This window comes from Mycobacterium sp. NGS16 (assembly GCF_059813225.1).
In genome coordinates this window covers 89,824-116,229 of record NZ_JCALEE010000007.1, presented here as the reverse complement: position 1 = coordinate 116,229, position 26,406 = coordinate 89,824, and the positions used below count along the sequence as shown (strand labels likewise).

At 68.5% G+C, this 26,406-nt stretch carries 21 protein-coding genes; 10 read left to right on the top strand and 11 right to left on the bottom strand.

The genetic code is table 11. The annotated features are described in order from the left end of the window. Positions 1-16 precede the first annotated feature (16 nt). From AC5Y4Q_RS16420 to AC5Y4Q_RS16410, 3 genes are read left to right on the top strand one after another with little or no spacing between them, the layout of a single operon-like run. Positions 17-430, top strand: a complete 414-nt coding sequence (locus AC5Y4Q_RS16420; protein WP_064921240.1) for a RidA family protein — start codon at positions 17-19, stop codon at positions 428-430. A gap of 5 nt (positions 431-435) precedes the next feature. Beyond that, positions 436-1,359 carry a carbon-nitrogen hydrolase family protein gene (locus AC5Y4Q_RS16415; RefSeq protein ID WP_064921296.1) on the top strand — a complete coding sequence of 308 codons (924 nt, stop codon included), beginning with the start codon at positions 436-438 and terminating at the stop codon, positions 1,357-1,359. Between the two features lie 33 nt (positions 1,360-1,392). Then, entirely contained in the window at positions 1,393-1,818 is a 426-nt protein-coding gene (locus AC5Y4Q_RS16410) for a hypothetical protein (RefSeq protein WP_109535634.1), read from the top strand. 6 nt (positions 1,819-1,824) lie between these two features. Here AC5Y4Q_RS16410 and AC5Y4Q_RS16405 read toward each other — a convergent pair whose 3' ends face one another. Continuing rightward, positions 1,825-2,460 carry an HNH endonuclease gene (locus AC5Y4Q_RS16405; RefSeq protein ID WP_065019191.1) on the bottom strand — a complete coding sequence of 212 codons (636 nt, stop codon included), beginning with the start codon at positions 2,458-2,460 and terminating at the stop codon, positions 1,825-1,827. Positions 2,461-2,596: 136 nt separating this feature from the next. On the opposite strand from AC5Y4Q_RS16405, the gene AC5Y4Q_RS16400 reads away from it, so the two are divergent. Together AC5Y4Q_RS16400 and AC5Y4Q_RS16395 are read left to right on the top strand one after the other, a co-directional pair. After that, a complete protein-coding gene (locus AC5Y4Q_RS16400; protein WP_064921237.1) occupies positions 2,597-2,995 on the top strand; it encodes a globin in 399 nt (132 codons plus the stop codon). Continuing rightward, positions 2,995-4,611: a glycoside hydrolase family 13 protein gene (locus tag AC5Y4Q_RS16395; RefSeq protein ID WP_499959656.1), complete on the top strand. Its 1,617-nt coding sequence runs from the start codon at positions 2,995-2,997 to the stop codon at positions 4,609-4,611. Before AC5Y4Q_RS16400 ends, AC5Y4Q_RS16395 begins: the two co-directional genes overlap by 1 nt. Positions 4,612-4,615: 4 nt before the next feature. Here AC5Y4Q_RS16395 and AC5Y4Q_RS16390 read toward each other — a convergent pair whose 3' ends face one another. Next, on the bottom strand, positions 4,616-5,473 hold the full coding sequence (locus tag AC5Y4Q_RS16390) for an alpha/beta fold hydrolase (protein WP_064921235.1): 858 nt from the start codon (positions 5,471-5,473) through the stop codon (positions 4,616-4,618). 22 nt (positions 5,474-5,495) lie between these two features. Between AC5Y4Q_RS16390 and AC5Y4Q_RS16385 the strand changes: the two genes are divergently transcribed. Then, positions 5,496-6,137 carry a TetR/AcrR family transcriptional regulator gene (locus tag AC5Y4Q_RS16385; protein WP_064921234.1) on the top strand — a complete coding sequence of 214 codons (642 nt, stop codon included), beginning with the start codon at positions 5,496-5,498 and terminating at the stop codon, positions 6,135-6,137. A gap of 19 nt (positions 6,138-6,156) precedes the next feature. Here AC5Y4Q_RS16385 and AC5Y4Q_RS16380 read toward each other — a convergent pair whose 3' ends face one another. The 5 genes from AC5Y4Q_RS16380 to AC5Y4Q_RS16360 all read right to left on the bottom strand — a co-directional run bounded on the left by AC5Y4Q_RS16380 (position 6,157) and on the right by AC5Y4Q_RS16360 (position 14,693). Beyond that, a complete protein-coding gene (locus AC5Y4Q_RS16380; protein ID WP_267887745.1) occupies positions 6,157-6,573 on the bottom strand; it encodes an acyl-CoA thioesterase in 417 nt (138 codons plus the stop codon). Continuing rightward, a complete protein-coding gene (locus AC5Y4Q_RS16375; RefSeq protein ID WP_065019193.1) occupies positions 6,570-11,444 on the bottom strand; it encodes an NAD-glutamate dehydrogenase in 4,875 nt (1,624 codons plus the stop codon). Before AC5Y4Q_RS16375 ends, AC5Y4Q_RS16380 begins: the two co-directional genes overlap by 4 nt. A 54-nt stretch (positions 11,445-11,498) precedes the next feature. Then, positions 11,499-13,175, bottom strand: a complete 1,677-nt coding sequence (ettA, locus tag AC5Y4Q_RS16370; RefSeq protein WP_064921232.1) for an energy-dependent translational throttle protein EttA — start codon at positions 13,173-13,175, stop codon at positions 11,499-11,501. Between the two features lie 80 nt (positions 13,176-13,255). Beyond that, complete coding sequence (locus tag AC5Y4Q_RS16365; RefSeq protein WP_064921231.1) at positions 13,256-13,729, bottom strand: single-stranded DNA-binding protein; 474 nt, start codon at positions 13,727-13,729, stop codon at positions 13,256-13,258. Positions 13,730-13,877: 148 nt separating this feature from the next. Next, a complete protein-coding gene (locus AC5Y4Q_RS16360) occupies positions 13,878-14,693 on the bottom strand; it encodes an LppX_LprAFG lipoprotein (protein ID WP_082956763.1) in 816 nt (271 codons plus the stop codon). Between the two features lie 179 nt (positions 14,694-14,872). Here AC5Y4Q_RS16360 and AC5Y4Q_RS16355 point away from each other — a divergent pair, with 179 nt between their 5' ends. The 4 genes from AC5Y4Q_RS16355 to AC5Y4Q_RS16340 all read left to right on the top strand — a co-directional run bounded on the left by AC5Y4Q_RS16355 (position 14,873) and on the right by AC5Y4Q_RS16340 (position 18,898). Continuing rightward, positions 14,873-16,210 carry an MFS transporter gene (locus tag AC5Y4Q_RS16355; RefSeq protein ID WP_064921294.1) on the top strand — a complete coding sequence of 446 codons (1,338 nt, stop codon included), beginning with the start codon at positions 14,873-14,875 and terminating at the stop codon, positions 16,208-16,210. A 129-nt stretch (positions 16,211-16,339) separates the two neighbouring features. After that, entirely contained in the window at positions 16,340-17,536 is a 1,197-nt protein-coding gene (locus tag AC5Y4Q_RS16350; protein WP_064921230.1) for a saccharopine dehydrogenase family protein, read from the top strand. Then, a complete protein-coding gene (locus AC5Y4Q_RS16345; protein WP_064921229.1) occupies positions 17,533-18,276 on the top strand; it encodes a nitroreductase family protein in 744 nt (247 codons plus the stop codon). Before AC5Y4Q_RS16350 ends, AC5Y4Q_RS16345 begins: the two co-directional genes overlap by 4 nt. 43 nt (positions 18,277-18,319) lie before the next feature. Then, positions 18,320-18,898 carry a TetR/AcrR family transcriptional regulator gene (locus AC5Y4Q_RS16340; protein ID WP_064921228.1) on the top strand — a complete coding sequence of 193 codons (579 nt, stop codon included), beginning with the start codon at positions 18,320-18,322 and terminating at the stop codon, positions 18,896-18,898. Positions 18,899-18,917: 19 nt separating this feature from the next. Here AC5Y4Q_RS16340 and AC5Y4Q_RS16335 read toward each other — a convergent pair whose 3' ends face one another. From AC5Y4Q_RS16335 to AC5Y4Q_RS16320, 4 genes are read right to left on the bottom strand one after another with little or no spacing between them, the layout of a single operon-like run. Next, on the bottom strand, positions 18,918-20,930 hold the full coding sequence (locus AC5Y4Q_RS16335) for a bifunctional copper resistance protein CopD/cytochrome c oxidase assembly protein (RefSeq protein ID WP_064921227.1): 2,013 nt from the start codon (positions 20,928-20,930) through the stop codon (positions 18,918-18,920). A 55-nt stretch (positions 20,931-20,985) separates the two neighbouring features. Further along, a complete protein-coding gene (locus AC5Y4Q_RS16330) occupies positions 20,986-23,349 on the bottom strand; it encodes a glycerol-3-phosphate 1-O-acyltransferase (protein WP_499959650.1) in 2,364 nt (787 codons plus the stop codon). Further along, on the bottom strand, positions 23,346-24,959 hold the full coding sequence (locus AC5Y4Q_RS16325) for an HAD-IB family hydrolase (protein ID WP_499959649.1): 1,614 nt from the start codon (positions 24,957-24,959) through the stop codon (positions 23,346-23,348). Before AC5Y4Q_RS16325 ends, AC5Y4Q_RS16330 begins: the two co-directional genes overlap by 4 nt. Continuing rightward, positions 24,956-26,404 (bottom strand): wax ester/triacylglycerol synthase family O-acyltransferase, encoded by a 1,449-nt coding sequence (locus tag AC5Y4Q_RS16320; protein WP_499959648.1) that lies wholly within the window; start codon positions 26,402-26,404, stop codon positions 24,956-24,958. Before AC5Y4Q_RS16320 ends, AC5Y4Q_RS16325 begins: the two co-directional genes overlap by 4 nt. Between the last annotated feature and the right edge of the window lie 2 nt (positions 26,405-26,406).

Here is a 26,406-nt window from a genome sequence, read left to right as displayed (position 1 = left end):
GCGAGGGGAGATCACCATGATCCAGCGGCTCACGCCCGACGTCGGCTATCTGCCCCCGGCGATGTTCGACGAGTTGGGAATCTCCCAACTCGTGATCGCCGGCGGCATGGTCCACTGGTCGGGAATCGTTGCTGCCCAATCGGTCTCGGACGGTATCAGCATCGCTGCGGCTGACGTCTCCGGGCAGCTGGCGTTCATTCTGGACAAGCTGGACGTCATGTTGGCGGCGGTCGGCTCCGATCGAACGCAGATCGTGGCCATGACCATGTTCAGCACAGCGATCGACGACTTGTCGGTCGCGCTGACGCGGGTGTACGCACCGTGGGCCGGAGAGCACAGACCGGCTCTGACTTCGATCGGTGTCGCGCGGCTCTCCCTCCCCCAGGCGTTGCTCGAGGTACAGGGCTGCGCCATCGTTCCAGAAAGGTGACCACGATGGTTCTTGCCGCGGCTGTCCAGTTGGAGGCGGTGCTCGGCGATGTCCCCGCCAATCTGGCCGCCTGCGAGCGCCTTGCCGATGAGGCGGGCCGAGCGGGCGCCGCGATTATCGCGCTGCCGGAGTTCTTCACCACCGGGATCGGTTTCGAGCCATCGCTGGCCGCCGCCGCACTACCGCCCGATGGTGCGGCCACCGAGCTTCTCACCGCGCTGGCCCGCCGGCACCGAGCGCTGGTCGGCGGGTCGTTCCTGTGCCGCGATCCCGACGGCCACGTCCGCAACGCCTACCTGCTCGCTGATCCTGACGGGGTGGTGGGCCGCCACGACAAGGATCTGCCGACGATGTGGGAGAACGCGTTCTACACCGGCGGCGACGACGACGGGGTGCTCGCCGCCGGCGACCACACGGTCGGGGCCGCGGTGTGCTGGGAGCTGATGCGCACCCAGACGGTGCGCCGGCTGCGCGGCCGGGTGGACCTGGTGATGACGGGCTCGGGTTGGTGGTCCATACCGAGCTGGTCGCCGCGCCCGCTGTTCGAGCACCTCGAACGCAGAAACGCCGGCACCGCACGTCAGGCGGCGGCATCCTTCGCCCAGTATGTCGGGGCGCCGGTGGTGCACGCCGCCCATGCGGGTGCGCTGGACTGCGCCATGCCCTGGGCGCCCCTGCGCTATCGCGGCCACTTCGAAGGCGCCACGTTGATCGCCGCCGCGGACGGCACCGTCGTCGCGGAACGGCGCTTCGACGAGGGCGAAGGGGTCGCGCTCGGTGAGATCACCCTGGGGCGGCAGCCGGCCCGGCTGGCACCGCCGGCCGGCTTCTGGCTGCATCGCCGCGGGACGCTGCCCGCCGCGGTGTGGCACTACCAACGCTGGCATGGCCGTCGCTTTTACCGGCGCAACGTCGCGCAGAACGTCTGAGGAGGCGACATCGTGGAGTGGACCGGCCGGACACTGGGCGCCGACACGCTGGTAACGCTGCTGGCAGCGGGCCTGATCTTCCAGCTCGCGCTGGGTCTCGGGGTATGGAAATACCGGCAGATGGTGACCCGGCCGGAGCGCTTGGCGCATCCCTACGTCGACATCGCGCACCGCGCCGCGCTGCTGTATTCCTTCGCCACGCTGTTGACGGCGGTGTTCGTCGAGCTGAGCGCCTGGCCGACCTGGGTGAACCTGACCACGGCCATGGTGATGGTGTTCTACTTCCTGGCCGCCATCGTCAGCTACATCGTGCATGGCGCCCTGCAGGACACCACCAATCAGTTCGAGCAGCCCAGCACGGGCCTGCACGTCTCGATGGTGCTGCTCATCGTCGGTGAGATGGGCGGATTCGCCGTTCTGCTCGCCGGGTTCGTCGCCGGATGGCTGCAGCGGGGCTAGCCGAGCTCAGGCGGCGCCTTCACCCAGGTAGCGCATCCACACCGGGTCGAGGTCGCTGATCACGGCCAGCAGCCGCCAATGTTGGCCCTTCGGTGACGTCGGCACCAGCCGCAGCGTCCACCCGAGCTCGGTGAGCAACCGGTCGGCCTTGCGGTGATTGCAGGTCGAACAGGCCGCCACGCAGTTCTCCCAGGAGTGGTCGCCGCCGCGGCTGCGCGGGACCACGTGGTCGACGGTGTCGGCCTTGCCGCCGCAGTAGGCGCAGCTGTGCCGGTCGCGGTGCATCAGCGCGGCGCGGGTCAGCGGGATACGGGCGCGGTAGGGCACGTGAACATAGGTCCGCAGCCGGATCACCGAGGGCACCGGCACCGACCGGGTCGCCGAATGGATGACCGGCCCGTTCGGGTCGTCGTGCACCACATCGGCCTTGCCGCAGATCAGCATGACGACGGCGCGCCGCAACGGAAGCGCGGTCAGCGGTTCGAAGGTGGAATTCAGCAGCAACACCCGCCGCCGAGTCCAGATCGAGGCGGCGTCGGGCGCCGAACCGGAGGTCGCGACCGAGTGCAGGCATGGGGCGGCGGCAAGCCCGGACAGGCTCGCCGTGGGGGCACCGGGTCGGCGGTGGCCCCGGCGCTTCATGTCCGGCTTCGGGGGCGGCTTTTGTGCAGCACCATAAATCCTCCGCCGAACAGTTCACCATGATTCGGCGCTGGTCGCACGCCTATTTGCTGTGTGTTCATTGGCAGGAATCGTCGATGCCGCACAATGGTGGGCGATGCAGCCGATAGAAGAGCCCTCGTTTTATGACGCCGTCGGCGGTGCGGAGACCTTCCACGCCATCGTGTCGCGGTTTTATCAACTGGTCGCCCAGGACGCGATCCTGCGCCCGATGTACCCCGCCGACGACATGGCCGGCGCCGAGGAGCGGTTGCGGATGTTCCTCGAGCAGTACTGGGGCGGGCCGCGCACCTACACCGAACGCCGCGGCCACCCGCGGCTCCGGATGCGGCATATCCCCTACCGCATCGGTCCGCTGCAGCGCGACGCCTGGCTGCGCTGCATGGTCAGCGCCGTCGACGAGATCGACGCCGAGACCCTCGACGACGAACATCGCGCCGAACTGCTGCACTACCTGCATTCGGTGGCCGACTTCCTGGTCAACGCTCCGATCTGATGGGCGCCGGCAACCCGTGGTGGACCAACAGCGTGTTCTATCAGGCCTATCCACGCTCGTTCGCCGACAGCAACGGTGACGGCGTCGGCGACCTGGACGGGGTGATCGCCCGCCTGGACTACCTGCGCGGGCTGGGGGTCGACGCGATCTGGCTGAACCCGGTGACGGTGTCGCCGATGGCGGACCACGGCTACGACGTCGCGGATCCGCGCGACATCGATCCGCTCTTCGGCGACCTGGCCGCGCTGGACCGGCTGGTGGCGGCCGCACACGAACGCGGCATCAAGCTGACCATGGACCTGGTGCCCAACCACACCAGTGCGGCGCACCCGTGGTTTGTCGAGGCCCTGGCCTCGGCGCCCGGCGGTTCAGCGAGCCTCGACGAAGGAGAGGCGAAGCTAGGACCGCCGCATAGGCCGGGCAGTCGGGCACGGGCGCGCTACTTCTTCCGTGACGGCCGCGGCCCGGCTGGGGAGCGACCGCCCAACAACTGGGTATCGGTGTTCGGCGGCCCGGCTTGGACCCGGGTCACCGAGCCCGATGGCCCCGGTCAGTGGTACCTGCACCTGTTCGACACGTCACAACCGGACCTGAACTGGGACAACCCGGAGGTCCTCGCTGATTTCGAGCAGACTCTGCGGTTCTGGCTGGACCGCGGCGTGGACGGTTTCCGCATCGACGTCTCCCACGGCATGGCCAAACCCCCCGGCCTGCCCGACATGCCCGTGACCGACGTGGAACTGCTCGCTCACCGCGACGACGACCCACGGTTCAACCAGCCGGGCGTCCATCGGATCCACCGCGCGATTCGCGCCGTCTTCGACGACTATCCGGACGCGGTGTCGGTCGGCGAGGTCTGGGTGCACGACAACGCGCTGTTCGCCGAGTACCTGCGCCCCGACGAACTGCACCTGGCCTTCAACTTCCGGTTGCTGCAGGCCGACTTCGACGCCGCCGGGATCCGCGACGCGATCGAGAACTCACTGGCCGCGGTCGCATCGGTGGGGGGCACCCCGACCTGGGCGCTGGAGAACCATGACGTGCAGCGATCCGTCACCCGCTACGGCGGCGGGGCGGCCGGACTGGCCCGGGCGCGGGCGATGGCGCTGGTGCTGCTGGCGCTTCCCGGCGCGGTGTTCGTCTACAACGGGCAGGAATTGGGCCTGCCGGAAGTCGAGTTGCCCGACGGGGCGCTGCAGGATCCGGTGTGGGAACGCTCCGGCCACACCAAACGCGGCCGGGACGGCTGCCGGGTGCCGGTGCCGTGGTCGGGTGACGCGCCGCCGTTCGGGTTCTCCGACAATCCCGACACCTGGTTGCCGATGCCGCGGGATTGGGCGCCGCTGACCGTCGAACGTCAACGCGGTGACGCCGGCTCCGCCCTGACGCTCTATCAGCAAGCGATCGCATTACGCCGGGAGCATGTCGGTTTCGGCAGTCGCGTCGAATGGCTGCCCGCCCCCGCGGACGTGGTGATGTTCCGGTGCGGCGGGCTGGTCTGCGCGCTCAACGCCGGTGACCAGCCGGTGGCCCGGCCGGAGGGGCAGCTGATCCTGGCCAGTGCGCCGGCGGCCGACGGTGTGCTGCCGGCCAACGCCGCGGCCTGGCTGATCTGACGGCCTAGCGGCGACCGCGGCCCCCGTGGCCGCTTGTGGCGACGGCGAATTCGGCCACCAGTTCGCCCAACCGGTCGGGTTGATCGATCATCGAGAAGGTACGGGCGTCGTCGACGAGCTCGAAACGGGCGTTGGGCAACGTATCGGCGAGCCGCTTGCCGTCGTCAACCGGGAAAAACCGGTCATCGGCCGACCACGCGATGAGAGCCGGCTTGGCGAATCCGCTGAGCCGCGCTCCGGCGTCCAGCGTGGTCTGCTGGTGCAGCGACTTGGTCAGGTGGCGAAGATCCTCCGCGATTGCCGCGTCGCGCAGACCCGGTTTCACCCACTGGGCCACCAGATCATCGATGTCCCGGTGTGCCAGCGCCCCGAAACCGCGCTTGCGGAAGATGCGCAGCCGCATCGGTTGTAACGCGGCGCGGAAGGTGAGGGGCGTCTTGGCGGCCAGGATGAACGGATTGAGAATCGGCGGCGGGAAATGCTCGAAGGCGTCGCAGCTGGTGAGCACCAGCCCGCCGAGTCGCTCCGGGTGGTTCACCGCGACCAACTGAGCGATCACACCCCCGGTGTCGTTGCCGACCAGCACCACGTCCTCGAGGGCGAGTGCGGCCATGAAGGCGTTGACCATCGCCGCGATGCCCGGCAGGGTCCGGTCTGCTCCGGGCCGCAACGCCGTCGGGTGCGCGCCCAGCGGCCAGGTCGGGGCGATGCAACGCAGATGCCGCGCCGCCAGTCGTGCGCTCAGCGGTTCCCACAGCGAAGAGCCCATGGCGTAGCCGTGGACGAACAGCACCGGACGGCCGTCTTGGGGGCCTGCGGTGTTGTAGTGGATTGTTCCGGCGTCAATGTCAACGGTGGGCATTGGGCGCTCCTAACATAGTTACGTGCAACCTGCCGATAACTTACCGACAGCCTGTACGGAAATCAAGCGCCGGACGCAGGCGGAGCGCTCCGCCGCGACGCGCGCTGCGCTGACCAGCGCCGCGCGCAAGCTGTGGGGCGCGCGCGGGTTCGCCGCCGTGGGCACCCCGGAGATCGCCGAGGCCGCCGGCGTGACCCGCGGCGCGATGTACCACCAGTTCCCGGACAAGGCAGCGCTATTCCGCGCGGTCGTGGAGGCGGTGGAGGCCGATGTCATGACACGCCTTGCCGAGGCGGTCGCCGCCTCGGCGGCCACTACCCCCGCCGCCGCATTACGGTCGGCGGCGGAAAACTGGCTGGTGGTGGCCAACGATCCGGAGATACGCCAGATCGTTCTGCTCGATGCGCCAAACGTTCTGGGCTGGGACGGTTTTCGCGATGTGGCCCAGCGTTACAGCCTCGGCATGACCGAGCAACTGCTCAGCGAAGCGATGAAGGCCGGCCAACTCCCCCGCCAGCCGGTCCGCGCACTGGCGCACGTCCTCATCGGCGCGCTCGACGAGGCCGCGATGCTCATCGCAACAGCGGACGACCCGGACCGGACGCGGACCGAGGTGAGCACGGTGGTGCACCGGCTGCTCGACGCCATGCTGAGCGAGGGCTGACCCGCTGAAGAGCGCGCGATCAGCGAAGGAATTTCTCCAGGTAGCCGCGATGGTCCGCCGACAGCCGCACCAGCTTCTGTTCGTCGATGCTGAACGCGGCCAATTGGGTTTCGGCGATCACCGCCGGTTTGGAGTCCGGCGCGGCACTGACCGAGCGGACTTCGTAGCCGATGGTGAAGTCGACCGTGCGCAGCCGCGAGATCCACATCGTCACCTGCAGCGGCGAGTCCGTCAGCCGCAGCTGCCCTTTGTAGGCGACCCGGACTTCGGCGATCAATAGGCCGACGCTGGTGATGTCGACGGCGAAGGCCGGCGACAGGAACGGCACCCGCGCCTCTTCGAGGATGGTCACCATGGTCGCGTGGTTGATGTGTTGGTACATGTCGATGTCCGACCAGCGCACCGGAATCGAGGCAACAAACCCCGGCGTGCTCACGAGGCCGACCCCCGGCCGCTGGCGCGGGTCATGCTGCGGATCTGCCGCGCCGCCACCGACAACGTGGCCAGGTCCCGTTGGTCGGACTCATAGATCTGGCTCAACGTCCGCCGTGCCCGTGCCACCCGCGACCCGTTGGTCGATTCCCACTCGGTGATCTTCTGCATCCCATCCTCATCCGGTTCGCCGACCGCCAGCACATCCAGGCACAGCGACCGCACCGAATTGTAGATGTCGTCGCGGATCGCCAACCGCGCCAACGCATGCCAGCGGTCATCGCGGGGCAGGCGGGCCACCGCGGTCAGCAGTCCGTCGGTGCCGAGCCGATCCATCAACGCGAAGTAGGTGTCGGCGACCTCGCCCGCGTCGCGGTCGGTGATGTCGGCCACGTCGATGATGTCGAGCAGGCTGTAGCGGTACAGGCCCATGGCGATGTCGCCGGCGAGGTCCTCCGGCACACCCTGGGCGCGGAACTCCCCGATGTGTTCGGCCACGATGTCGGCGTCGTCGCCGCGCAGCCATTCCGACATTCGCGGCGTCAACTGGGCCACCTCGTCGGCGAACCGGTTGATCTCAGCACCTACCGCCAGCGGCTGCGGACGGTAGTTGAGCAGCCAGCGCCCGGCACGGTCGATGAGCCGGCGCAGGTCCAGCGTCATCCGGTCGGTCACCGCCACCGGCAGGCCGTCGCGCTCACCGGCTTCCCGGATCCGGCGCCACAACCGGCCCACCCCGAAGATCGCGTCGGTCGCCACGTAGGCCCGGACCGCGTCGATGAGGTCGACGCCGACATCCTCGGTGATCCGGAAGGCGTAGGTGATGCCGGCGGTGTCCACCACATCATTGATCAGCATCGTGGTGACGATCTCGCGGCGCAGTTGGTGCGAGCGGATCTCGTGAGCGAATCGCTGCTGCAGCACCGACGGGAAGTACTGCGGCAACCGGGCGGCGAAAACGTCCTGATCCGGTAGATCGGTGGCCAGCACCGCCGCCTTGAGCGTCAGTTTGACGTGGGCCATCAGCGTCGCCAGCTCCGGTGAGGCCAGCCCCAGCCCGGCCTCGGCGCGCCGGGCGATCTCCTTCTCCGACGGCAGCGCCTCCAGCTCGCGGTTCAGGCCGCGGTCGGCCACCAGGTGCCGGATCTGGTCGGCGTGCACCGCCAGCAGGCTGGCGGCGTTGGCCCGGCTGGTGCCCATCAGGTCGTTCTGGGCGGTGTTGTCGGCCAGTACCAGCGCACTGACCTCGTCGGTCATCGATGCCAGCAGCGCCGGGCGCTCCTGCGCGTCGAGCTTGCCGAGGGTCACCAGGGCGTCGATCAGGATCTTGATGTTGACCTCGTGGTCGGAGCAGTCGACGCCGGCCGAGTTATCCAGCGCGTCGGTGTTGATCCGGCCGCCGGCCAGGTCGAACTCGACGCGGCCCAGCGGTGTGACGCCGAGGTTGCCGCCTTCCCCGATCACCTTGGCGCGCACTTGGTTTCCGTTGACCCGAACCTGGTCGTTGGCCCGGTCACCGACATCGCCGTCGGATTCGGATTCGGCTTTGACATAGGTGCCGATACCGCCGTTGAACAACAAGTCGACCGGCGCCCGCAGAATCGCCCGGATCAGCGCCGGCGGGGTCAGCTCGGTGATGTCGTCGTCGAGCCCCAGGACCGCTCGCACCTGCGGGCTGACCGGCACCGATTTCAGGTCGCGCGGGTAGACACCGCCGCCGGCACTGATCAGTGACTTGTCGTAGTCGTCCCAACTGGACCGGGGCAGGTCAAACATCCGCTGACGTTCGGCGAAGGACCGGGCCGGATCCGGATCCGGGTCCAAGAAGATGTGCCGGTGGTCGAAGGCGGCCACCAGGCGGATGTGTTCGCTGCGCAGCATTCCGTTGCCGAACACATCGCCGCTCATGTCCCCGACGCCGACGACGGTGAAGTCCTGGGTCTGGGTGTCGATGCCCATCTCCCGGAAGTGCCGCTTGACCGATTCCCAGGCACCCTTGGCGGTGATGCCCATCTCCTTGTGGTCGTAGCCGACCGATCCACCCGAGGCGAAGGCATCACCGAGCCAGTAGCCGTAGGACTGCGCGACCTCGTTGGCGATGTCGGAGAAGCTGGCGGTGCCCTTGTCGGCGGCCACCACCAGATAGGCGTCGTCGCCGTCGCGCCGGACCACCTGCGGTGGCGCACTGATGGCGCGGGTGGCGTGGTCGACGTTGTCGGTGACGTCGAGCATGCCGGAGATCAGCAGTTTGTAGCAGGCGATCCCCTCCGCGCGGGTCGCTTCCCGATCGGTCGCCGGGTCACCGGTGGGCAGCGGCGGGCGTTTGACCACGAATCCGCCCTTGGCGCCGACCGGGACGATGACGGCGTTCTTGACCTCTTGGGCTTTGACCAGCCCGAGGATCTCGGTGCGGTAGTCCTCGCGGCGGTCCGACCAGCGCAGCCCGCCGCGGGATACGAAACCGAACCGCAGGTGCACCCCTTCGACCCGCGGCGAGTAGACGAAGATTTCGAACTTCGGGCGCGGCAGTGGCAACTCGTCGATCAGGCGGGCGTCCAGCTTGAACGCCAGAACATTCTGTGCGCGAGCCGAATTAGCGCGGGTGACGAAGTAGTTGGTGCGCAGCGTGGCCTGAATCAGGGAGGCGAACGCTCGCAGCACCCGGTCGGTGTCCAGGCTCACCACTGCGTCGATGCCGGCTGCGACATCAGCGGCCGCCAGCTGCGCATCCCGGCTGCGGGACTTCCGGGACGGGTCGAACAGCGCCTCGAACAACGCCACCAGCGCCCGTGCGGTGTCCGGATGCTCGTTGAGCACCGACGCGATGTGGCTTTCGCTGTAGGGAAAACGCGCCTGCCGCAGGTATTTGGCGTAGCCGCGCAGCACCACCACCTGCTGCCAGCTCAGCCCGGCCCGCAGCACCAGCTCATTGAACCGGTCGGTCTCGACCCGTCCCTCCCAGATCGCGGTGACCCCGTCGGCGAATCGCCTTTGGGCCGCATCACGTTCGGCGCCGGTCGCCGGAATCTCGATGGTGGGGTGCGGCGACACCTTGAACTTATAGATCCATACCGTCAGACCGTCGGCGCGCGCGACAGTGAACGGCCGCTCTTCGAGCACCACCACACCCATGGATTGCAGCATCGGCAGCAATTGACTCAATGACGCACCGTGGCCGCCGAGAAACCAGGTCAACGGGACCGCGTCGTCCGTGCCGTAGCCGGAGACCACCAACCGGACCGCGCCGTCGGCCAACTGCTCGATGGTGGCGATGTCGTCGATGGCCTCGGCCGGCGTGACGGCCTGTTTGTAGGTTTCGGCGAATGCCGCTGCGTAGTGCTGCGCCTGGGGCTCCGCCGGGGTTCCGCCCGCCGCAGCGATCAGCCGGTCCGCCCAGGTGCGGCTGGCCTCGGTCAACCGGGCCTGGATCCGCACCCGGTTGGCTTCGGAGGTGTCAACGGTGCGTGCCTTGGGATCGTCGGGCAGCCGGACCATGAAATGGATCAACGCCCAGGGAGCTTCGCTGACCCGGGCGCTGTACTCCACACCGACACCGCCGAATTCGGCGGCCAGAATGTCTTCCATCTGCAGCCGGACCGGCGTGGTGTAGCGATCGCGCGGCAGGTAGACCAGACACGACACGAAACGCCCGGTCCGGTCGCCGCGCAGGAACAGCAACGTGCCGCGCCGCGTACCCAGATCGGCGACGGCCATCGCCATGTTCAGCAATTGCTCGGCGCTGATCGCGAAAAGCTCTGAGCGCGGGACCGTTTGGATGATGTCCAGGAGCAGCTGTCCCGGGTGGCCGGGCTCGCGCTCCGAGAGCGCCAGTGCCTGACGCACGGTCCGGGAGACGACCGGGATCTCGAAGACGTCGGCGTTCATGGCCCCGGCGGTGAACAGTCCGACGAACCGGTGCGCGACGATGTCATCGCCGGTGTCCTCCCGGATCACCACCACGTAGGTGTGTGACCCGAACCGCATGTAACTGGGCACGGTGGCCTGCGCCAGGGTCAGCAGATTGTCGCCGGTGAGCATGGGCCGCACGGACTTACGCAGCCGCAGCACCCCCAGCCGGTCCGCGTCGTCGACCAGCACCTGTCCGTCGCGCACCGCTCCGCGCTGGTAGCCGAGCAACACGAAGTGCCCGTCGGCGAGCCAGCGCAGCAGCGCGGCCACGTCGTGGCGGTCCGGCGCGGCGTAGTGCCCGTGCGCATCGGATTCGACGTCACCGGCCAGTGCGGTGAGCGCGTCGTGCATCGCCTCGGAGTCCGTGGCGACCTGGCGGACGTCGGCCATCACATGCGGCAGCAGCCGTTTCGCCTCGGCCAGCGTCTCACGGCTGACCGACGGCGAGAGCTGGACGTGAATCCAGGTCTCGGCAGCGACGGCGCCCTCGGTCGAGGCCGGTTCGACGTCCGAGTCTTTCGGTTCGACGCAGCGCAGTTCGCCGTCCGCATCGCGCTGCACGGTGAACACCGGCGTCATGATGCCGATGTAGGCCACCCCGAGGCGGTGCAGCAGGACCGCGACGGAATCCACCAGCATCCCGGCGTGCCCGGTCACCGCTTGCAGGGCGGGCCCGAACCCTGCCGCATCGTCGCCGGTGTAGACGCCGACCCGGGTCTCCCCGGCCGGCCGGTGTTGTGCCAGCCGCGCGTGGGCTGCCAGCAGCCCCGGAGTCACGACCGCCGTGGCCGCGGCCCGGCCGGCCGACTCAGCGCCGGATGCGTCGTCGCCGCCGAGTGCGTCGCTGTGCGGGCCACGGTAGGTGGCGATATAGGCGCCCGCGACCCACTCGGGGATGCCCTGCGGCTGAGCGGGATCGGGAAACGTCGTCCATGCGGCCGATCGCCGCTCGGTGGCATCCGTCATCCCCACCCCTCCTGACCAGGTGTCAGCTCCGGCAGCGCCGCTACCGGCCTTACCTTAATCGCGGGTGAGTCTGCGGTGGGTCACTCGATGCGGACGCGCCGCCTCGGCTCCCAGCCGTTCCACCTTGTTCTCCTCGTACGCGCCGAAGTTGCCCTCGAACCAGAACCACTTGGCCTCGTCGTCGGCGTCGCCCTCCCAGGCCAGGATGTGGGTGCAGGTGCGGTCGAGGAACCAGCGGTCGTGGGAGATCACCACCGCACAGCCGGGGAAGTTCACCAACGCGTTCTCCAGCGATCCCAGGGTTTCGACGTCCAGGTCGTTGGTCGGCTCGTCGAGCAGGATCAGGTTCCCGCCCTCTTTGAGGGTCAGGGCCAGGTTCAGCCGGTTGCGTTCCCCGCCGGAGAGCACCCCGGCCGGCTTCTGCTGGTCAGGTCCCTTGAAACCGAACGCCGAAACGTAGGCCCGGGACGGGATCTCGTTCTGCCCGACCTGGATGTGGTCGAGCCCATCGGAGACCACCTCCCAAACCGTCTTCTTGGGATCGATGCCCGCCCGGGACTGGTCGACGTAGCTCAGCTTGACCGTCTCGCCGACCTTGACCGTGCCGCTGTCGGGTTCCTCCAGGCCGACGATCGTCTTGAACAGCGTGGTCTTGCCGACACCGTTGGGGCCGATCACCCCGACGATGCCGTTGCGGGGCAGCGTGAACGACAGATCCTTGATCAGCAGCCGCCCGCCGAAGCCCTTGTCGAGGTGCTCGACCTCCACCACTTGGTTGCCCAACCGCGGACCGGTCGGGATCTGGATCTCCTCGAAGTCGAGCTTGCGGGTCTTCTCGGCCTCGGCGACCATCTCCTCGTAGCGCTGCAACCGGGCCTTGTTCTTGGCCTGGCGGGCCTTGGCGCCCGAGCGCACCCAGGCCAGCTCGTCCTGCAGCCGCTTCTGCAGCTTGGCGTCTTTGCGGCCCTGAACAGCGATCCGCTCGGCCTTCTTCTCCAGGTAGGTCGAGTAGTTGCCTTCGTAGGGGTAGGCCCGGCCGCGGTCGAGCTCCAGGATCCACTGCGCCACGTTGTCGAGGAAGTAGCGGTCGTGGGTGACCGCCAGGATCGCGCCGGGGTAACTGGCCAGGTGCGCTTCGAGCCACTGCACGCTCTCGGCGTCGAGGTGGTTGGTGGGCTCGTCGAGCAGCAACAGGTCGGGCTTGCTCAACAGCAGCTTGCACAGCGCGACGCGGCGCCGTTCCCCACCGGAGAGGTTGGTGACCGGCTCATCGGGCGGCGGGCAGCGCAACGCGTCCATGGCCTGCTCGAGTTGGGAGTCGATGTCCCACGCGTTGGCGTGGTCGAGTTCCTCCTGCAGCCGGCCCATCTCCTCCATCAGCTCGTCGGAGTAGTCGGTGGCCATCAGCTCGGCGACCTCGTTGAAGCGGTCCAGCTTCACCTTGATGTCGCCCAGGCCCTCCTCCACGTTGCCGCGGACGGTCTTCTCCTCGTTCAGCGGCGGCTCCTGCTGCAGGATGCCCACGCTGGCCCCGGGGGTCAGAAATGCGTCGCCGTTGTTGGGGGTGTCCAGCCCCGCCATGATCCGCAAGACGCTCGACTTGCCGGCCCCGTTGGGGCCGACCACACCGATCTTGGCTCCCGGCAGGAAACTCAACGTGACGTCGTCGAGGATGACCTTGTCGCCGTGCGCCTTGCGGACCTTCCTCATCGTGTAGATGAACTCAGCCATGCCGCGGTGTCGCCTCCTGGTCTCGCGAATTTGCTCGCCGACCATCCTAGGTGGTGGTTTTCCCCGGCCGTCGGCTGCGCTCAGGCGGTCAGCGCCATGCCGTCCCGCTCGTCGCCGGGATCGGCATCGTCCTCAGCGGTATCGGGGCTGGTGGCCTCATCGGCGTGGACGGCAGCAGGCGGACTGTCCGGCCCCGCGGCGATGATCTTCTCCACCCGCGCCGCGCACCGCGCCAGATTGGGGCCGACCGCCGTTGCGCGCAGCTCCACCGACGAGCGGCGATTGCCGTCCTTGTCCTCGTATTCGCTGGTGAACACGTCACCGACCACGATCACCGGCAGCCCCTTGCTCAGCGACGCACCTACGCCGGTGACCAACTTGTCCCAGCAGGTGACCGTCATGTACAGCGAGTTGCCCGCCTCCCAGGTTCCGTCGGCGCGGCGTTTGCGCGAGTTGCTGGCGACCCGGAACTTGATCAGTTCATGGTCGCCCACCCGGCGGCGGACGGGGTCCGTGGCGACGTTGCCGATGATGGTGATAGGCGTTTCGTACATTGCACACTTCCTTCCTGGTTGCGGCGGGCGAACGGCTCGCCGGTGCTGCGACCAGTAGGCCCGGCGTCCCCGACAACGACGGCAGACAGCGCGTCCGGCGCAGCGGCAACTGTGGAAGAACGACGAACTGGGGATAAGACCCGAGCGGCTACATGCGTGGTTTGCCGACGCTCACCGGCGCATTCCAGTTCGAGAAGGTGAGCTGGACGGAGTTGTCGGCGCCGGAGGCCAGCTCAAGCCGCACCAGGTGATGATCACCGGTTTCCTGGATCCAGACGGTGCACGAGGTCCGCTTGTTGGCGTGCAGCTGGGGGACGATCTTCTTCGCCGCCGCGGCCGACACCTCGCCGGTGACCCGGACGGTGTGCACACCGTCGATCGTCTCGCGTCCACTGACCTCGGGATCGATGAAGTCGGTCAGCAGGTCGGCGAGTCCGGTGGCTGGACTCAGGATCGTCGCCGGATCATAGAAATTGCCGGCCGGTCCGTAATCGACCCACCGGTGCGACGACTGCGATACGTATAAATCGCCGCCGAACACCACGAATTTGACGTAGGCCGGAGCGCCTCGGTAGGCGATCTTGGCGTAGCCCTTCGCCGCGTCGTCAGGCCGGCGGGTCACGTCGCCGTCGAGCGCGGTGATCGCCAGGTTCTCGATGTTGCCGGTCACCGACATGCTCAGGTGCACGCTGTCGAGGTCGGCGGTGGTGGCGCTGGACTCCTTGAGGATCGCCGCGGCGTCGGGCAGCGGCTCGCTGGCCTTCTTCGATGACGTCGGCGACGGTGACGTGGGCGAGGACGTCGCCGGAGCCGCCGACGGCGGCACGGTCGTCGGGGAGGTCGCAGAGGACGTGGCGGTGGCCGATGACGGCGTCGGAGCCGGCGGGGACGGGCTGGATGAGCAACCGGCGAACAGGACAGCGGCGGCGCTCACAACGGTCAGGACGGCTGGGAGCCTGCGCATGCCCGTCATCGTAGAGGGCGCCTGCCCGCCCGGGCAGGGCGTCCTGTGTCAACGAGAACTGTGCAGACAGTTGGTATACGTTGCTTGCGGTGGATACCAACGGCCTATCCGGCAGCGGTGCACACACGAGCCGCAGACAGTGGGCACGCGACGACATCCGGGTCTCGGATCCCGCGGCCATGCAACGCTCGATCGCGGGCACTGCTGTCGGCAACTTCATGGAGTGGTACGACTTCGGCATCTACGGTTTCCTGGCCACCACGATCGCGCAGGTGTTCTACCCCAGTGACAGTTCCAGCGCGGTGGGTCTGATCGCCACGTTCGGCACCCTGGCGGCGGCCTTCGCCGTGCGGCCGTTCGGCGGCATCGTCTTCGGCGCACTCGGTGACCGCATCGGCCGCAAGCGGGTGCTGATCATGACCGTCGCGCTGATGGCGATCGGCACCACGGTGACCGGGCTGCTGCCGTCCTACGACGAGATCGGGATCTGGGCGCCGGTCCTGCTGATCATCACCAAAATCATGCAGGGCTTCTCCACCGGCGGCGAGTACGTCGGCGCGATGACCTACGTCAGCGAGCACGCCCCGGACCGCAGCCGTGGAGCGCTCACCGGGTTCCTGCCGCTGGGCACGTTGGGCGGCTACATCACCGGAGCCGCGGTGGTGACGCTGATCAAATCCCAGCTGCCGGTCTCCGACATGCTGCACTGGGGCTGGCGGGTCCCCTTCTTGCTGGGTGTCCCGCTGGCCCTCGTCACGCTCTACATGCGGTTGCGCATCGACGAATCACCGGCCTTTGAAGAGCTAGGTGAGCACGGCGGCCGGGCCCGCGACAGCGGGTGGCAGCAGTTCCAGCAGACCATCGTGCGGCAACGCAAGGGACTGCTGATCTGCATGGGCCTGGTGCTGGCCGAGAACGTCACCAACTACATGCTCACCGGCTACCTGCCGACGTACTTCAAGCAGGTCGGACGCATCAGCGGCAGCCGCGGGCTGACGATGATCGTGGTGGCGCTGTTGCTGATGCTGGTTGCGGTGATTCCGCTGGCCAAGCTCTCCGACCGGATCGGCCGCAAACCGATCATGTGGACCGGCAGCCTGCTGCTGATCTTCGGCTCGGTGCCGGCCTTCTTGTTGATCCGGCATGGCGGAAACTATCCGCTGCGACTGCTCGGTGTGCTGCTCATCGGTGTGATGTTGCTGTGCTTCAACAGCACCACACCGTCGACCCTGCCGGCCCTGTTCCCCACCCAGGTGCGCCTGTTCACGGTGGCGATCGGATTCAACATCTCGGTCTCGATCTTCGGTGGCACCACTCCACTGGTCGCCGAGACGCTGGTCTCCGGTACCGGCAACGTGATGGTGCCGGCCTACATCCTCGTTGGCGCGGGCCTCATCGGCGCGATCACGCTGTGGTTCACCCCGGAGACGGCCGGCAAGAGACTCCCGGGTTCGGGGCCGTCGGTGGCCACCGAACAAGAGGCCGACGCCATCGCCGAGGCCGGGCTCCACGAATAGCTTCGACGAAGCGCGCCGACCAGGCCGACCCCACGTCGACTCGGGATGACGTAAGCACTGTTAACATTGTGCTGATCGGACCGGTGGACGTCGTGCTCGTGACACAGCCCACCCGACAAGGAATGGACCATGAGCATCCCTGACCGAACTGCCCGCCGCCCTTTCGATCTGGTGATCTTCGGCGCCACCGGCTTCACCGGTGGTCTGACCGCCGACTACCTCGCCGCCCAGCTGCCCGCCGGCGCCCGATGGGCCCTGGCCGGCCGCAACCAGGCCAAGCTCGAAGCCGTGCGCGACCGGCTCGCTGCCATCAATCCGGACGCGGCCACGCTGCAACTCCTGCTGGCCGACACCGGTGATCCGGATTCGCTGCGCGCGGTGGCCGAGTCGGCGCGGGTGGTGATCGCCACGGTCGGTCCGTATTTGGAGCACGGTGAGCCGCTGGTGGCGGCGTGCGCTGCAGCCGGCACCGACTACCTGGATCTCACCGGCGAGCCGGAGTTCGTCGACCGGATGTATCTGAACCACCACGCCACGGCCGTCCAGACCGGCGCCCGGCTGGTTCACGCCTGCGGCTTCGACTCCATCCCGCATGACCTGGGCGCCTTCTTCACCGTCCAGCAGCTGCCGCACGGGGTGCCGTTGACGGTGCGCGGCGTGGCGCGCGCCAACATGATGATCTCCGGCGGCACATTGCATTCCGCGCTGGCGCAGATGTCGCGGTTGCGGCAGATGCGCCAGGTCGAGGTGGCCCGCAAGAAAGCCGAGCCGCACACCGATGGCCGCCGGACGCGGGCACGCGTCGGAGTTCCGCGCCACGATGCCGAACTCGGTGTGTGGCTGCTGCCGCTGCCGACGGTCGACCCCCAGATAGTGCAGCGATCCGCAGCCGCCCGCGCCGATTACGGCCCCGACTTCACCTACATCCACTACGCGGGTATCCAGCGGGCCACCACGCTGGCCGCTGCCCTCGCGGGCGTCGGGGCATTCGTCGCCGCCGCACAGGTACCGCTGCTGCGTCGCGTGCTCGGCAGGCGAATACCGCAGGGCGAGGGTCCCTCGGAGTCCCGAAGGGCCGGTTCATGGTTCACCGTCGACTTCATCGGCGCCGGCGGCGGCAAGCAGGTGCACACCCAGGTCCGCGGCGGCGATCCGGGCTATAGCGAAACCGCGAAAATGCTCGCGGAGTCCGCCATGTGCCTGGCATTCGACGCCAACCCGCAGACCTCCGGTCAGCTCACCACGGTCGCCGCGATGGGCGAAAACCTCCTGCGCCGACTCACCGACGCCGGCATCGAATTTCGTGTCGTCGGGGAGAAGGGATGACCGCAACCCCCGGCCCGTTCGTACCCCCCGACGCCGTCGAGGCACTTGCGGGATTGAACATGCCGCTCGCCGAGGCCATGCGCTCCCAGCGGGCGATCCGCCGACTGCACTTCGACCCCGTCGACACCGACGTCCTGCGCGAGGTGCTGGCGTTGGCGCTCAAGGCTCCCACCAGTTCGAACAGCCAAGACTGGGCATTCGTCGTCGTCAACGACGCCCAGCAGAAGCGGCGCTTGGTGCGCAGCTACCAACGGGCGTTCACCCTGTTCGGCTGGTTTGCCAGGCGCAGCGCCCCCGACGAACCGACGCTACGCCAGTTAAAGGTCTCCGAGTGGCAGCGTGAGCACTACCACGAACTGCCGACCCTCGTGGTGGCCTGCTACCGGCGCACCCTCAAGCATCAGCCCGTCGGGTGGCCGCAGATCAGGGTCTCGTCGTTCTACGGTTCGGTCTATCCCGCGGTGCAGAACCTGCTTCTGGCGTGCCGGGCCGTGGGCCTGGGCGCCTCACTGCAGACGCTGCCGTTGTGGTCGGTCCGCAACACCCGCCGCGTGCTGGAGCTGCCACCCGAGATGGTGCCGGTATGCATCATCCCGATCGGCTGGGCTCGTGGACGATACGGCCCGACCCAACGTCCGCCGATCGACGACGTGGTGCACGTCGATCGCTTCGGCCACCAGCCGTGGCGATCAGCCCAGACCGACGAGGCCGGCGGAGCTGGCCCAGAGCCCGTCGGCTAACGTGAGGAGCTCATGTAAGCGGCGTCAACACGGGATAGTACAGATGTCTGCGTCGACCAAGACGTACCACCACGGCGATCTGCCCGGGACGTTGGTGCGCGCCGCCATGGAGTTGCTCGAGGACAACGGCGCCACGGAGTTGTCGCTGCGTGCCGCTGCGCGCCGCGCGGGTGTCTCGACCGCGGCGCCCTACCGCCATTTCGCCGACCGGAACGCCCTGCTGTCAGCGATCGCCGCGGTGGGATATCGCGAACTGGCCTCCGACCTGGTCGCGGCACATCCCGCACCGAAGACGGCGGACGACCTCGCGGGGATCGCCGTCGCCTACGTTCAGTTCGCACTGAGCCGGCCCGGGCTGTTCCGGGTGATGTTCACCGAACGATGTGATCCGAGCAACGCCGAGCGGGTGGCGGCAGTCACCGCAATCCAGGACTATCTGAACTTCGCTGTGCAGCAGGTGTTTCCATCGGCCGATCCGGGGGCCATGTCCACCGCCGTGTGGGGGTTGGTGCACGGGCTGGCCTTTCTGCACCTCGACGGCAAACTCGACGCGTCGTCGCCACAGGTCGTTGCCGATCAGGTGCGCGCGGCCGTGCGCACCGCGGCCGGCCCGATCGCCTAGGCCGGTCTCCGCGCCGGGCTCAGTGCTGCCCGAGCGCGTCCCGGCGGGCCGCCTCGGCCAGCATCGCGTTGTAGGCGACCAACTCGGCGTCCTCGTCCCGGTCGGCGGAGCGGTCGAGCCGCTTCGCGGTGCGACGGTCACTGCGCTGCCACTGCACCAACAGCGCGATCATCACCACCACCAGGGGCAGTTCCCCCGCCGCCCACGTGATGCCACCGCCTAGGTGCTGGTCTCCGGCCAGGTCGGTGTGCCAGGGCAGCCGCAGGCCGGCGTAGAACCACTCGCCGAGCACCTTGTGCATGCCCATCAGAAACACCCCGAAGAAGCCATGCAGCGGCAGCGAGGCGAACACCACCGCCAGCTTGGCCAGCGGTGAGATCGGCCGAGGTGTGGGGTCCACGCCGATCACCACCCAATAGAAGAGGTAGCCGCTGAGCAGGAAGTGCACGTTCATCGCGACGTGCCCCGCGTGACTGCCGACGATCGAGTCGAAGATGGTGGAAAAGTACAGCCCGTAGAAGCCGGCGACGAAGATCACCGCCGCGATGATCGGGTTGGTGAAGAACCGCGAGACCCGGCTGTGCAGCGCCGCCAGCAACCATTCGCGCATTGCGGGCGGCTCGCCGCGACCGGCCGCCGGCAGCGCCCGCAGGGCCAGCGTGGTCGGCCCGCCCAGCACCAGCAGGATCGGCACCAGCATGGACAGCAGCATGTGCACGACCATGTGCATGCTGAACATCGCCGGCATGTAGCGCCCGGTTCCCGACGAGGTGGCCACCAGCAGCGTCGCACAACCGAGCAGCCAGGCGGCGGTGCGGCCCACCGGCCAGGCGTCCCCGCGACGACGCAGCCGCCACACCCCGGCGAGGTAGACGGCCGCCAGCACGATCGCGGCGGTACCGAAGATCACGTCGAATCGCCAGTCGAACAGAATCCGCGCCACGGTAGGCGGGCCGGCGAAGTCGTAGCCGATCTTGACCATCGGGATCGACGGGTTCAGCACCGGCGGCGGGGGCGGCGGGGTGCGGCCCAAACCGACCGCAATGCCGAACGTGACCGCGAAGACACCGGCCTCGATCAGGGCCAGCCGGATCAGCGGTCCGCGTGCCTGGCCGTCGGCCTGCAGCGCTGCCACCCCGCGGCGCCGTTGCCGGACCCCGACCACACCGAGCACGCACAGCGCGATGAACTTGGCCAGCACCAAGCGGCCGTACTCGGTGGTCAGCAGGTCGGACGGGGCCAGCCGCACCAGCGCGTTGAGTACGCCGGACAGGCCCATGGCCACAAAGCACCACAGCGCCACCGTGGAGAACCGCCGGGCCGCCAGGTCGGCGTGCTCCGCGCCGCGCAGGGCGTGCACGAGCAGGGCCAACAGGCCGCCGGCCCACAACCCCGCAGCCACCAGGTGGATCAGCAGGCTGTTGGTGGCCAGGTCGTGAGAGCCGCCGGCCGCCGAATGCCCGGTCAATCCCAGCGGGACCAGGGTCAGCAACGAGCCCGCCAGCAGCACCGGTGTCCAGGACCAGCGCAGCACCGGCCGACTCGCCAGGGTCAGCGCCGCGGCCAGCAGTGCGGTCCACCGCCACGCGGACGCGGTGTCGATCAGGCCGGCCAGCGACCACGTCGTCACCGGGTCGAGGAGCTCGGACAGCGGGTGGCCGGAGACATCGGAGATGGTCAGCGGAACCAGCAGCGCCGCACACACCGCCCAGGTGCCCGAGGCCGCCGTGCCCAGCCGCAGCGCGCGGTAGCCGGCGGCGTCGAGCACGCCGCTGCCCTGCGGCGGGACCAGAAATGCGGCGAGCAGAAACGACCCCACCGCCAGCACCGCGGCGATCTCGCCGGCGGCCCGCACGAACGGCAGGCCCAGCGTGGTCACCGGGCCGGGATCAGGCAGACCGGTCGCGGTCAGCGCATCGGCCAACGACAGCGCGGCGATCCCGGCGGCGGTGCAACCGGCCAAGATCGCCACCCCGACCAGTACCGGCAGGTAGGTGGCCGAGCGGGCGCGGGTCGCCGGAATCGCCGTCATGGCCCCCAGCGTATGGCGCGCCCGCCAAGCACGGCATATCGAGGGCGCGGCCGCGCTACCGCTCGCCGCGAGCCCGCCGCAGTCGCCGTGCCTCGGCATCTCGGGCGAAGAACTCCCGGCGGGCGATCCCGGCGATGTGGTCGGAGTCTTTGAGGATGCGTCGCAATTCACCGCGGAACGCTCTGCGGCGTTCGGCCAAATCCGGTGCGTCCTGCAGCAGCTGCTGGTCGGCCACCACCTGGCGTGCGGTGGCGAACAGCAGGGTGGAGACCGACTCGCTGCTGCGGACCCGACCCTGCGCCACGTACTGGCGGCCGACACCCAAGGCCAGCTGGGTCAGCTCCTTCTCACCGATGTCGGCCGGCGCGTCGCAGAGCACGTCGGCGACGATCTCGTACGCCTCGAAGAACACCCGCAACATGACGTCGGACATCACCGGCTTCTTCTCCGACAAGATCCCGTCGATCTCAGCGCCACCGGCGGCGACCCGGGCTTCCCAATCGGTGAACCAGGACATCTCCTCGGCGATGTTGTCGCGGAACGTGGCCGAGTCGGCGAAGTAGAAGTCGAACTTGAGCAGGTCGCGCAGCCGCATCGCCTGATTCCAGAACGCGTCGAGCCGGTCGCCTTCGCCGCGGCCGGCGTGGGCCAACGCCAACTCGACGATCGAGGTCTCCAGGAAGGCATGGATCACCGAGTTGCGGTAGAACGACGCGGCGTGTTCGTCCTCCGGGGCGATCCGCCACACCGCTTCGCGCCCGCCGTCGACGCGCGTGACCGGATGCCCGTTCGATAGCGCGTCGACCGCCGCCCGCACCCCGTCCCGGCTGCGCAGCCGCAGCGCGCTGGTGGAGATCGGTGTCTGCTTGCGTTCCAGGTAGTCCAGGCCCTCCTGCAGCGAATGGTGGATCTGCTCCAGCGTCAACGCCAGCCCGTGCGTGGTCAGCAGCAGCGCGGACACCAGGCCGGTCGCGCTGATCGGGGTGACGCGCTGAATCCGCCAGGCCACCTCGATGGCCATCTTCTGCATCGCCAACCGCTTGGCGTCCGGGTCGATCGCGTCGGCGCCATCGCGCGGCCCGAGGTACTGGCGCATCGACACCGCCTCGGGGAAGCGGACGTAGATCTTGCCGTAGTTGCGTTCGCCCTGCGCCTTGATGAACCGGTACAGCCAGCCGAATCCCTCTGGCGTCTTCTCCCCACCTCGGGCGTAGGCGGCGTATTCGGCCGTCTCGTGCAGTTGGTCAAAGCTGATCGAAACGCCTTGCAGCAGAACATCATCGGTGCGGTCGTCCAGGTAGGCGTCAGCGACGTAGGTCATCAGTCCGAGCTTGGGCGGCAGCATCTTGCCGGTACGCGACCGGGTTCCCTCGATGGACCAGCTCAGGTTGAACCGCTTCTCCATCACGTAGCCGACGTACTCCTTGAGCACGTACTTGTAGAGCGGGTTGTCACCGATGCTGCGCCGGATGAAGATGACTCCGGAGCGGCGCAGCAACGGTCCCATCAAGCCGAACGACAGGTTGATCCCGGCGAAGACGTGCACCGGCGGCAGCCGATTCTCCTGCATGGCCACCGGCATGACCGCGCCGTCGATGTAGGACCGGTGGGAGAACAGCAACACCGCGGGATGGTTCTCCAGCGCGGTGCGCAGCGCGGCGACCTGGTATTCGTCGTAGTCGATTTCGGGATCGAAGCCGCGGCTGAGCAATCTGGTCAGTACGCCGACCAGATCGACTGAGACCCGGCTCCACCCGGTGGACAGTTCGTCGAGCATCTTGCCCGCCTCGTCGACCGTGGCCCCCGGGATATTCTCGAGGCCCTCCCGGAAGCGGGTGGAGGCCAAGATCTCCGGCTTCACCAGCCGCGGCGACTTGTACTGCGGGCCCAGGATCCGGTATTCGGCGCGCTCCAGCGCCAGCACCGCGCGGCGGGTGACGAAATGCGCGAAGTCCCGCGGGTTTTCGCCGACGGTGTTCTGACTCCACTGCTGGCGCAGTTCGGCGACGGTGGCCGGTTCCCCGGCGACCACGCGGGCCAGTGACGATTCGGTGCGTACGATGCGCCGCTGCTGACGCTCATTGGGCCGGTAGGGGTTCCGGCCGGGCAGCAGCGCGATGACCCGGGACAGCGCCGACGCCTCGGCACGCGGCATCCAGAACACCCGAACCGGCAGGATCGACCGCTGTTCGTCGCGTTCGAGCTGCCCCACCAGCCGGGCCATTACCGACGGCGGCCGCTCCGGGTCGATTCGCAGCAGTTCGGTGCGGGCGTCGGGTTGCGCCTCGCGATACCGCTCCAACCACTCCCGAACCAGATCAGCCTCCACCGGCGTCGACACGAACGCCAACACCAGCGTGTCGCCGGTGTCGTTGGACCCAGAGGAGTCAGTGGAGTCGGTGGCCGGTGATGTCGTCACTGCCCCCCTTTCGGGCCGGCGGTACGCCGGGCGGCCGGGGCGGGCTTGGACGGCGCCTTCTTGGCGGCCTTTTTGGCCGGGGTCTTCTTCACCGTCTTCTTGGCGGGCGGCTTCGCGGCCGGCTTGGGCGACCACTGCGGCAACTCGTCGACCGGCCAGTCAGCCAGCGTGTCCAGGTAGAGCTGGCGGACCTGTGCGATCCGATCGGCGAGGTTGTCGACCGTCCAATCGTCGACCGGAATCGCCGGGTACACCGCGACATCGACGGTGCCGGGGTTGGCGCTCATGGAGTCGCGGGCCGCGACCACTTCGGCGTTGCGGATCACGATCGGCACGATCGGAATCCCGGCGGCCATCGCGATCCGAAACGGCCCCTTTTTGAACGGTCCCACCCCGGTGGTGTCGACTCGGGTGCCCTCCGGGGCGATCACCACCGACAGTCCCCGCTTGGCACGTTCCTCGACCTCATGCAGCGACTCCACCGCGGCCGCTGCGTCGTCCCGGTCGATGAAAACCATCTCGGTCAGCTTTCCCAGCGGCCCGGCGATCGGGTCGCGCTCCAGCTCCCGCTTGCCGACACTGATCCAGTTGTCGCGCACCAGCGACGCGGTGATGACCGGGTCGACCTGGTTGCGGTGATTGAAGATGAACACCGCGGGCCGGGTTGCGGTGAGGTTCTCCTTGCCGATCACGTTGAGCCGCACGCCGTTGAGGCCCAACAGCAGCTGCGGGAAGAACGTCGTGAAGAAGTTCACGCCGCGGCGCCGGCTCCCGGTCAACAGGCCCAGGCCGATCGCCCCGGCACCTACCGGAAGCATCGACCCCAGCCCCGCCAGGTTCCGCAGCTGGCCGACGACACTGCTGCCACGGCTGCTGAACCGCAGGATCGGCCAACCCCGCTTGCGGGCGACCGCCGCCATCTTGCCCTCGGGGTTGGTCGGCCTGGGGTTGCCGACCAGATACATCAGCGCGACGTCCTCGTCGCCGTCGGCGTAGAAGTAACTGTCCTGCAGGTCGATGTCGTGCTCGGCGGCGAACTTCTGCACGGCGGCGGCCTTACCCGGCCCCCACAGGATCGGTTCCACCACCTCTCCGGTGAGCACGCCGTTCTCGTCGGTCACGAACGCGTTGGTGAGCGTGTTGGTGATGCCCAGGAAACGGGCGACCGGCTCGACCTGAATGGTCAGTGCCGACGAGCTCAACACCACGGTGTGCCCGCGCGCCTGGTGCGCCCGCACCAGTTCGCGCATCTCCGGGTAGATGCGTCCGGCGATCTTCTGGACGAACAACCGCTCGCCGATCTCGTCGAGATCGGTGAGCGAACGCCCGCGCAACGCCGATGACGCCTTGGTGATGAGCTGCTCGAACTCGATGCGCCCGAGCTGGTGGTTGAGCCCGGCCTGGATCATGCCGAGCAACTCCCCCAGCCCCATGTCGCGGCTGCGTACGCGCTCCCGGGTCAGGATGACGGCGGTGAAGCCGGCCACCAACGTGCCGTCCAGGTCGAAGAATGCGCCGATCTTGGGGCCGGGGGGGCTGGCCGCGATCTCGGCCACCGAACCGGGCAACCGGATGTCGCGTGGTGGCGGCGACATCGCGTCGTCGCTCATGACTGCGCCCCGGGATTGAATGATGCCGGCACGCAGCGCGGCGCCGGCTCACCGGCCAGCGCCAACACCTCATCGAAACCCTGCACCAGACATGCGCCGAACAGCTTCTCGTCGCGCACCGCGGCCCGGTCGTAGCGGACCGTGACGGTGCACTCACCGCCGCGCGAGATCAACACCACCATCATGGCCACACCGGGAAGCGGCCCGATCCCGTAGTGCCGCAACACTTTCGCACCCGCGATGTAGGTGTCTCCGGGGTAGAACGCCACATTGCTGGCCTGCACGTCGGCGGCTACGACCGACTCGGTCACCTTCTGCAGGACCGGCGTCGGGACAACGCTCAACAGCGGCGCCACGGAGCCGATCATGTCCATCGCCGGCTCTTCGCGCCGCTGCGTCATCTGGGCCCGGATCCGCTTCATCCGCTGCACCGGGTCGGCGAGGCCGACGGGAGCGGCCAGATTGACGCCGGTGAACCGGTTACCGCCGGCGGGATCAGCCTCGGCGCGCAGATTCACCGGGATCGCCATCGGCAGGGTCGCGATCGGCACTCCCAACGCCCGGTGATAACGGCCCAGCGCCCCGGACAGCGCCGCCAGGTAGGCGTCGTTGATCGACCCGCCGCCGGCCTTGGCGGCCCGGTGCAGATCCGACAAGCGGATGTCGAGCGCCTGGGTGCGGCTGGCCAGGCTGCGCCGCCGCAGCAGCGGCGAGGGTTCGGCCGCCTGGCTCATCACCCGCGCACCCGAGCGGGCGTAACCGATGACCCCGGCCACCGCCGACAACGGGTCACGCACCGTGCGGGTGGCCATCGACAGCATCCCGACCAGCGCGTCGCGGGTGCCGCCGAGCACGGCGGCCGGCAGGTGGCTGATGCCGTCGCGCATCAGATCGTTCGCCGACAGGTCCTGCGGCACCGGTTGCGGCGGCATGGCTCGAGCGGGCGGGTCGCGTTCGAGGTCGTAGATCTGGCCGAACATCGCGGCGCCGCCGACGCCGTCGGTGACCGCATGGCTCAGATGCAGCAGGGTGGCGGCCCGTCCCCCGGCCAGCCCCTCGACCAGGGTCGCCGCCCACAGCGGGCGTTGAATGTCCAGCGGCGATTGCAGACTCACCTCGGCCAGGTCGAGCACCTCGCGCAGCCCCCCGGGTTCGGGCACCCGAAGCCGCCGCACGTGGAAATCCAGATTGAAGTCAGGGTCGACCACCCAGCGCGGTGCCGCCGTCGGCAGCGTGGGGACCACCACCTTCTGGCGCAGCCGCAGCACCCGCCGGGAGACGTTCTCGAACAGGCTCCGGAAGCGATCCCAGTCGGGAGTGGTGTCGAGCAGTTCCAAGCCCATGATCCCCGAACGGGTGCGCGGATTGGCCTCGCCGCGGTGCAACAGGTAATCGACGGCACCGAGTTCGGTGGGCAGCCCCGCGGCGTCGACCAGGTCACCCACGT

Coding starts and splice junctions, on each gene's coding strand:
- AC5Y4Q_RS16420 (WP_064921240.1), top strand. CDS start 17: ATGATCCAGCGGCTCACGCCCGACGTCGGCTATCTGCCCCCGGCGATG.
- AC5Y4Q_RS16415 (WP_064921296.1), top strand. CDS start 436: ATGGTTCTTGCCGCGGCTGTCCAGTTGGAGGCGGTGCTCGGCGATGTC.
- AC5Y4Q_RS16405 (WP_065019191.1), bottom strand. CDS start 2,460: ATGAAGCGCCGGGGCCACCGCCGACCCGGTGCCCCCACGGCGAGCCTG.
- AC5Y4Q_RS16400 (WP_064921237.1), top strand. CDS start 2,597: ATGCAGCCGATAGAAGAGCCCTCGTTTTATGACGCCGTCGGCGGTGCG.
- AC5Y4Q_RS16395 (WP_499959656.1), top strand. CDS start 2,995: ATGGGCGCCGGCAACCCGTGGTGGACCAACAGCGTGTTCTATCAGGCC.
- AC5Y4Q_RS16390 (WP_064921235.1), bottom strand. CDS start 5,473: ATGCCCACCGTTGACATTGACGCCGGAACAATCCACTACAACACCGCA.
- AC5Y4Q_RS16375 (WP_065019193.1), bottom strand. CDS start 11,444: ATGACGGATGCCACCGAGCGGCGATCGGCCGCATGGACGACGTTTCCC.
- ettA (WP_064921232.1), bottom strand. CDS start 13,175: ATGGCTGAGTTCATCTACACGATGAGGAAGGTCCGCAAGGCGCACGGC.
- AC5Y4Q_RS16365 (WP_064921231.1), bottom strand. CDS start 13,729: ATGTACGAAACGCCTATCACCATCATCGGCAACGTCGCCACGGACCCC.
- AC5Y4Q_RS16360 (WP_082956763.1), bottom strand. CDS start 14,693: ATGCGCAGGCTCCCAGCCGTCCTGACCGTTGTGAGCGCCGCCGCTGTC.
- AC5Y4Q_RS16355 (WP_064921294.1), top strand. CDS start 14,873: ATGCAACGCTCGATCGCGGGCACTGCTGTCGGCAACTTCATGGAGTGG.
- AC5Y4Q_RS16350 (WP_064921230.1), top strand. CDS start 16,340: ATGAGCATCCCTGACCGAACTGCCCGCCGCCCTTTCGATCTGGTGATC.
- AC5Y4Q_RS16345 (WP_064921229.1), top strand. CDS start 17,533: ATGACCGCAACCCCCGGCCCGTTCGTACCCCCCGACGCCGTCGAGGCA.
- AC5Y4Q_RS16340 (WP_064921228.1), top strand. CDS start 18,320: ATGTCTGCGTCGACCAAGACGTACCACCACGGCGATCTGCCCGGGACG.
- AC5Y4Q_RS16335 (WP_064921227.1), bottom strand. CDS start 20,930: ATGACGGCGATTCCGGCGACCCGCGCCCGCTCGGCCACCTACCTGCCG.
- AC5Y4Q_RS16325 (WP_499959649.1), bottom strand. CDS start 24,959: ATGAGCGACGACGCGATGTCGCCGCCACCACGCGACATCCGGTTGCCC.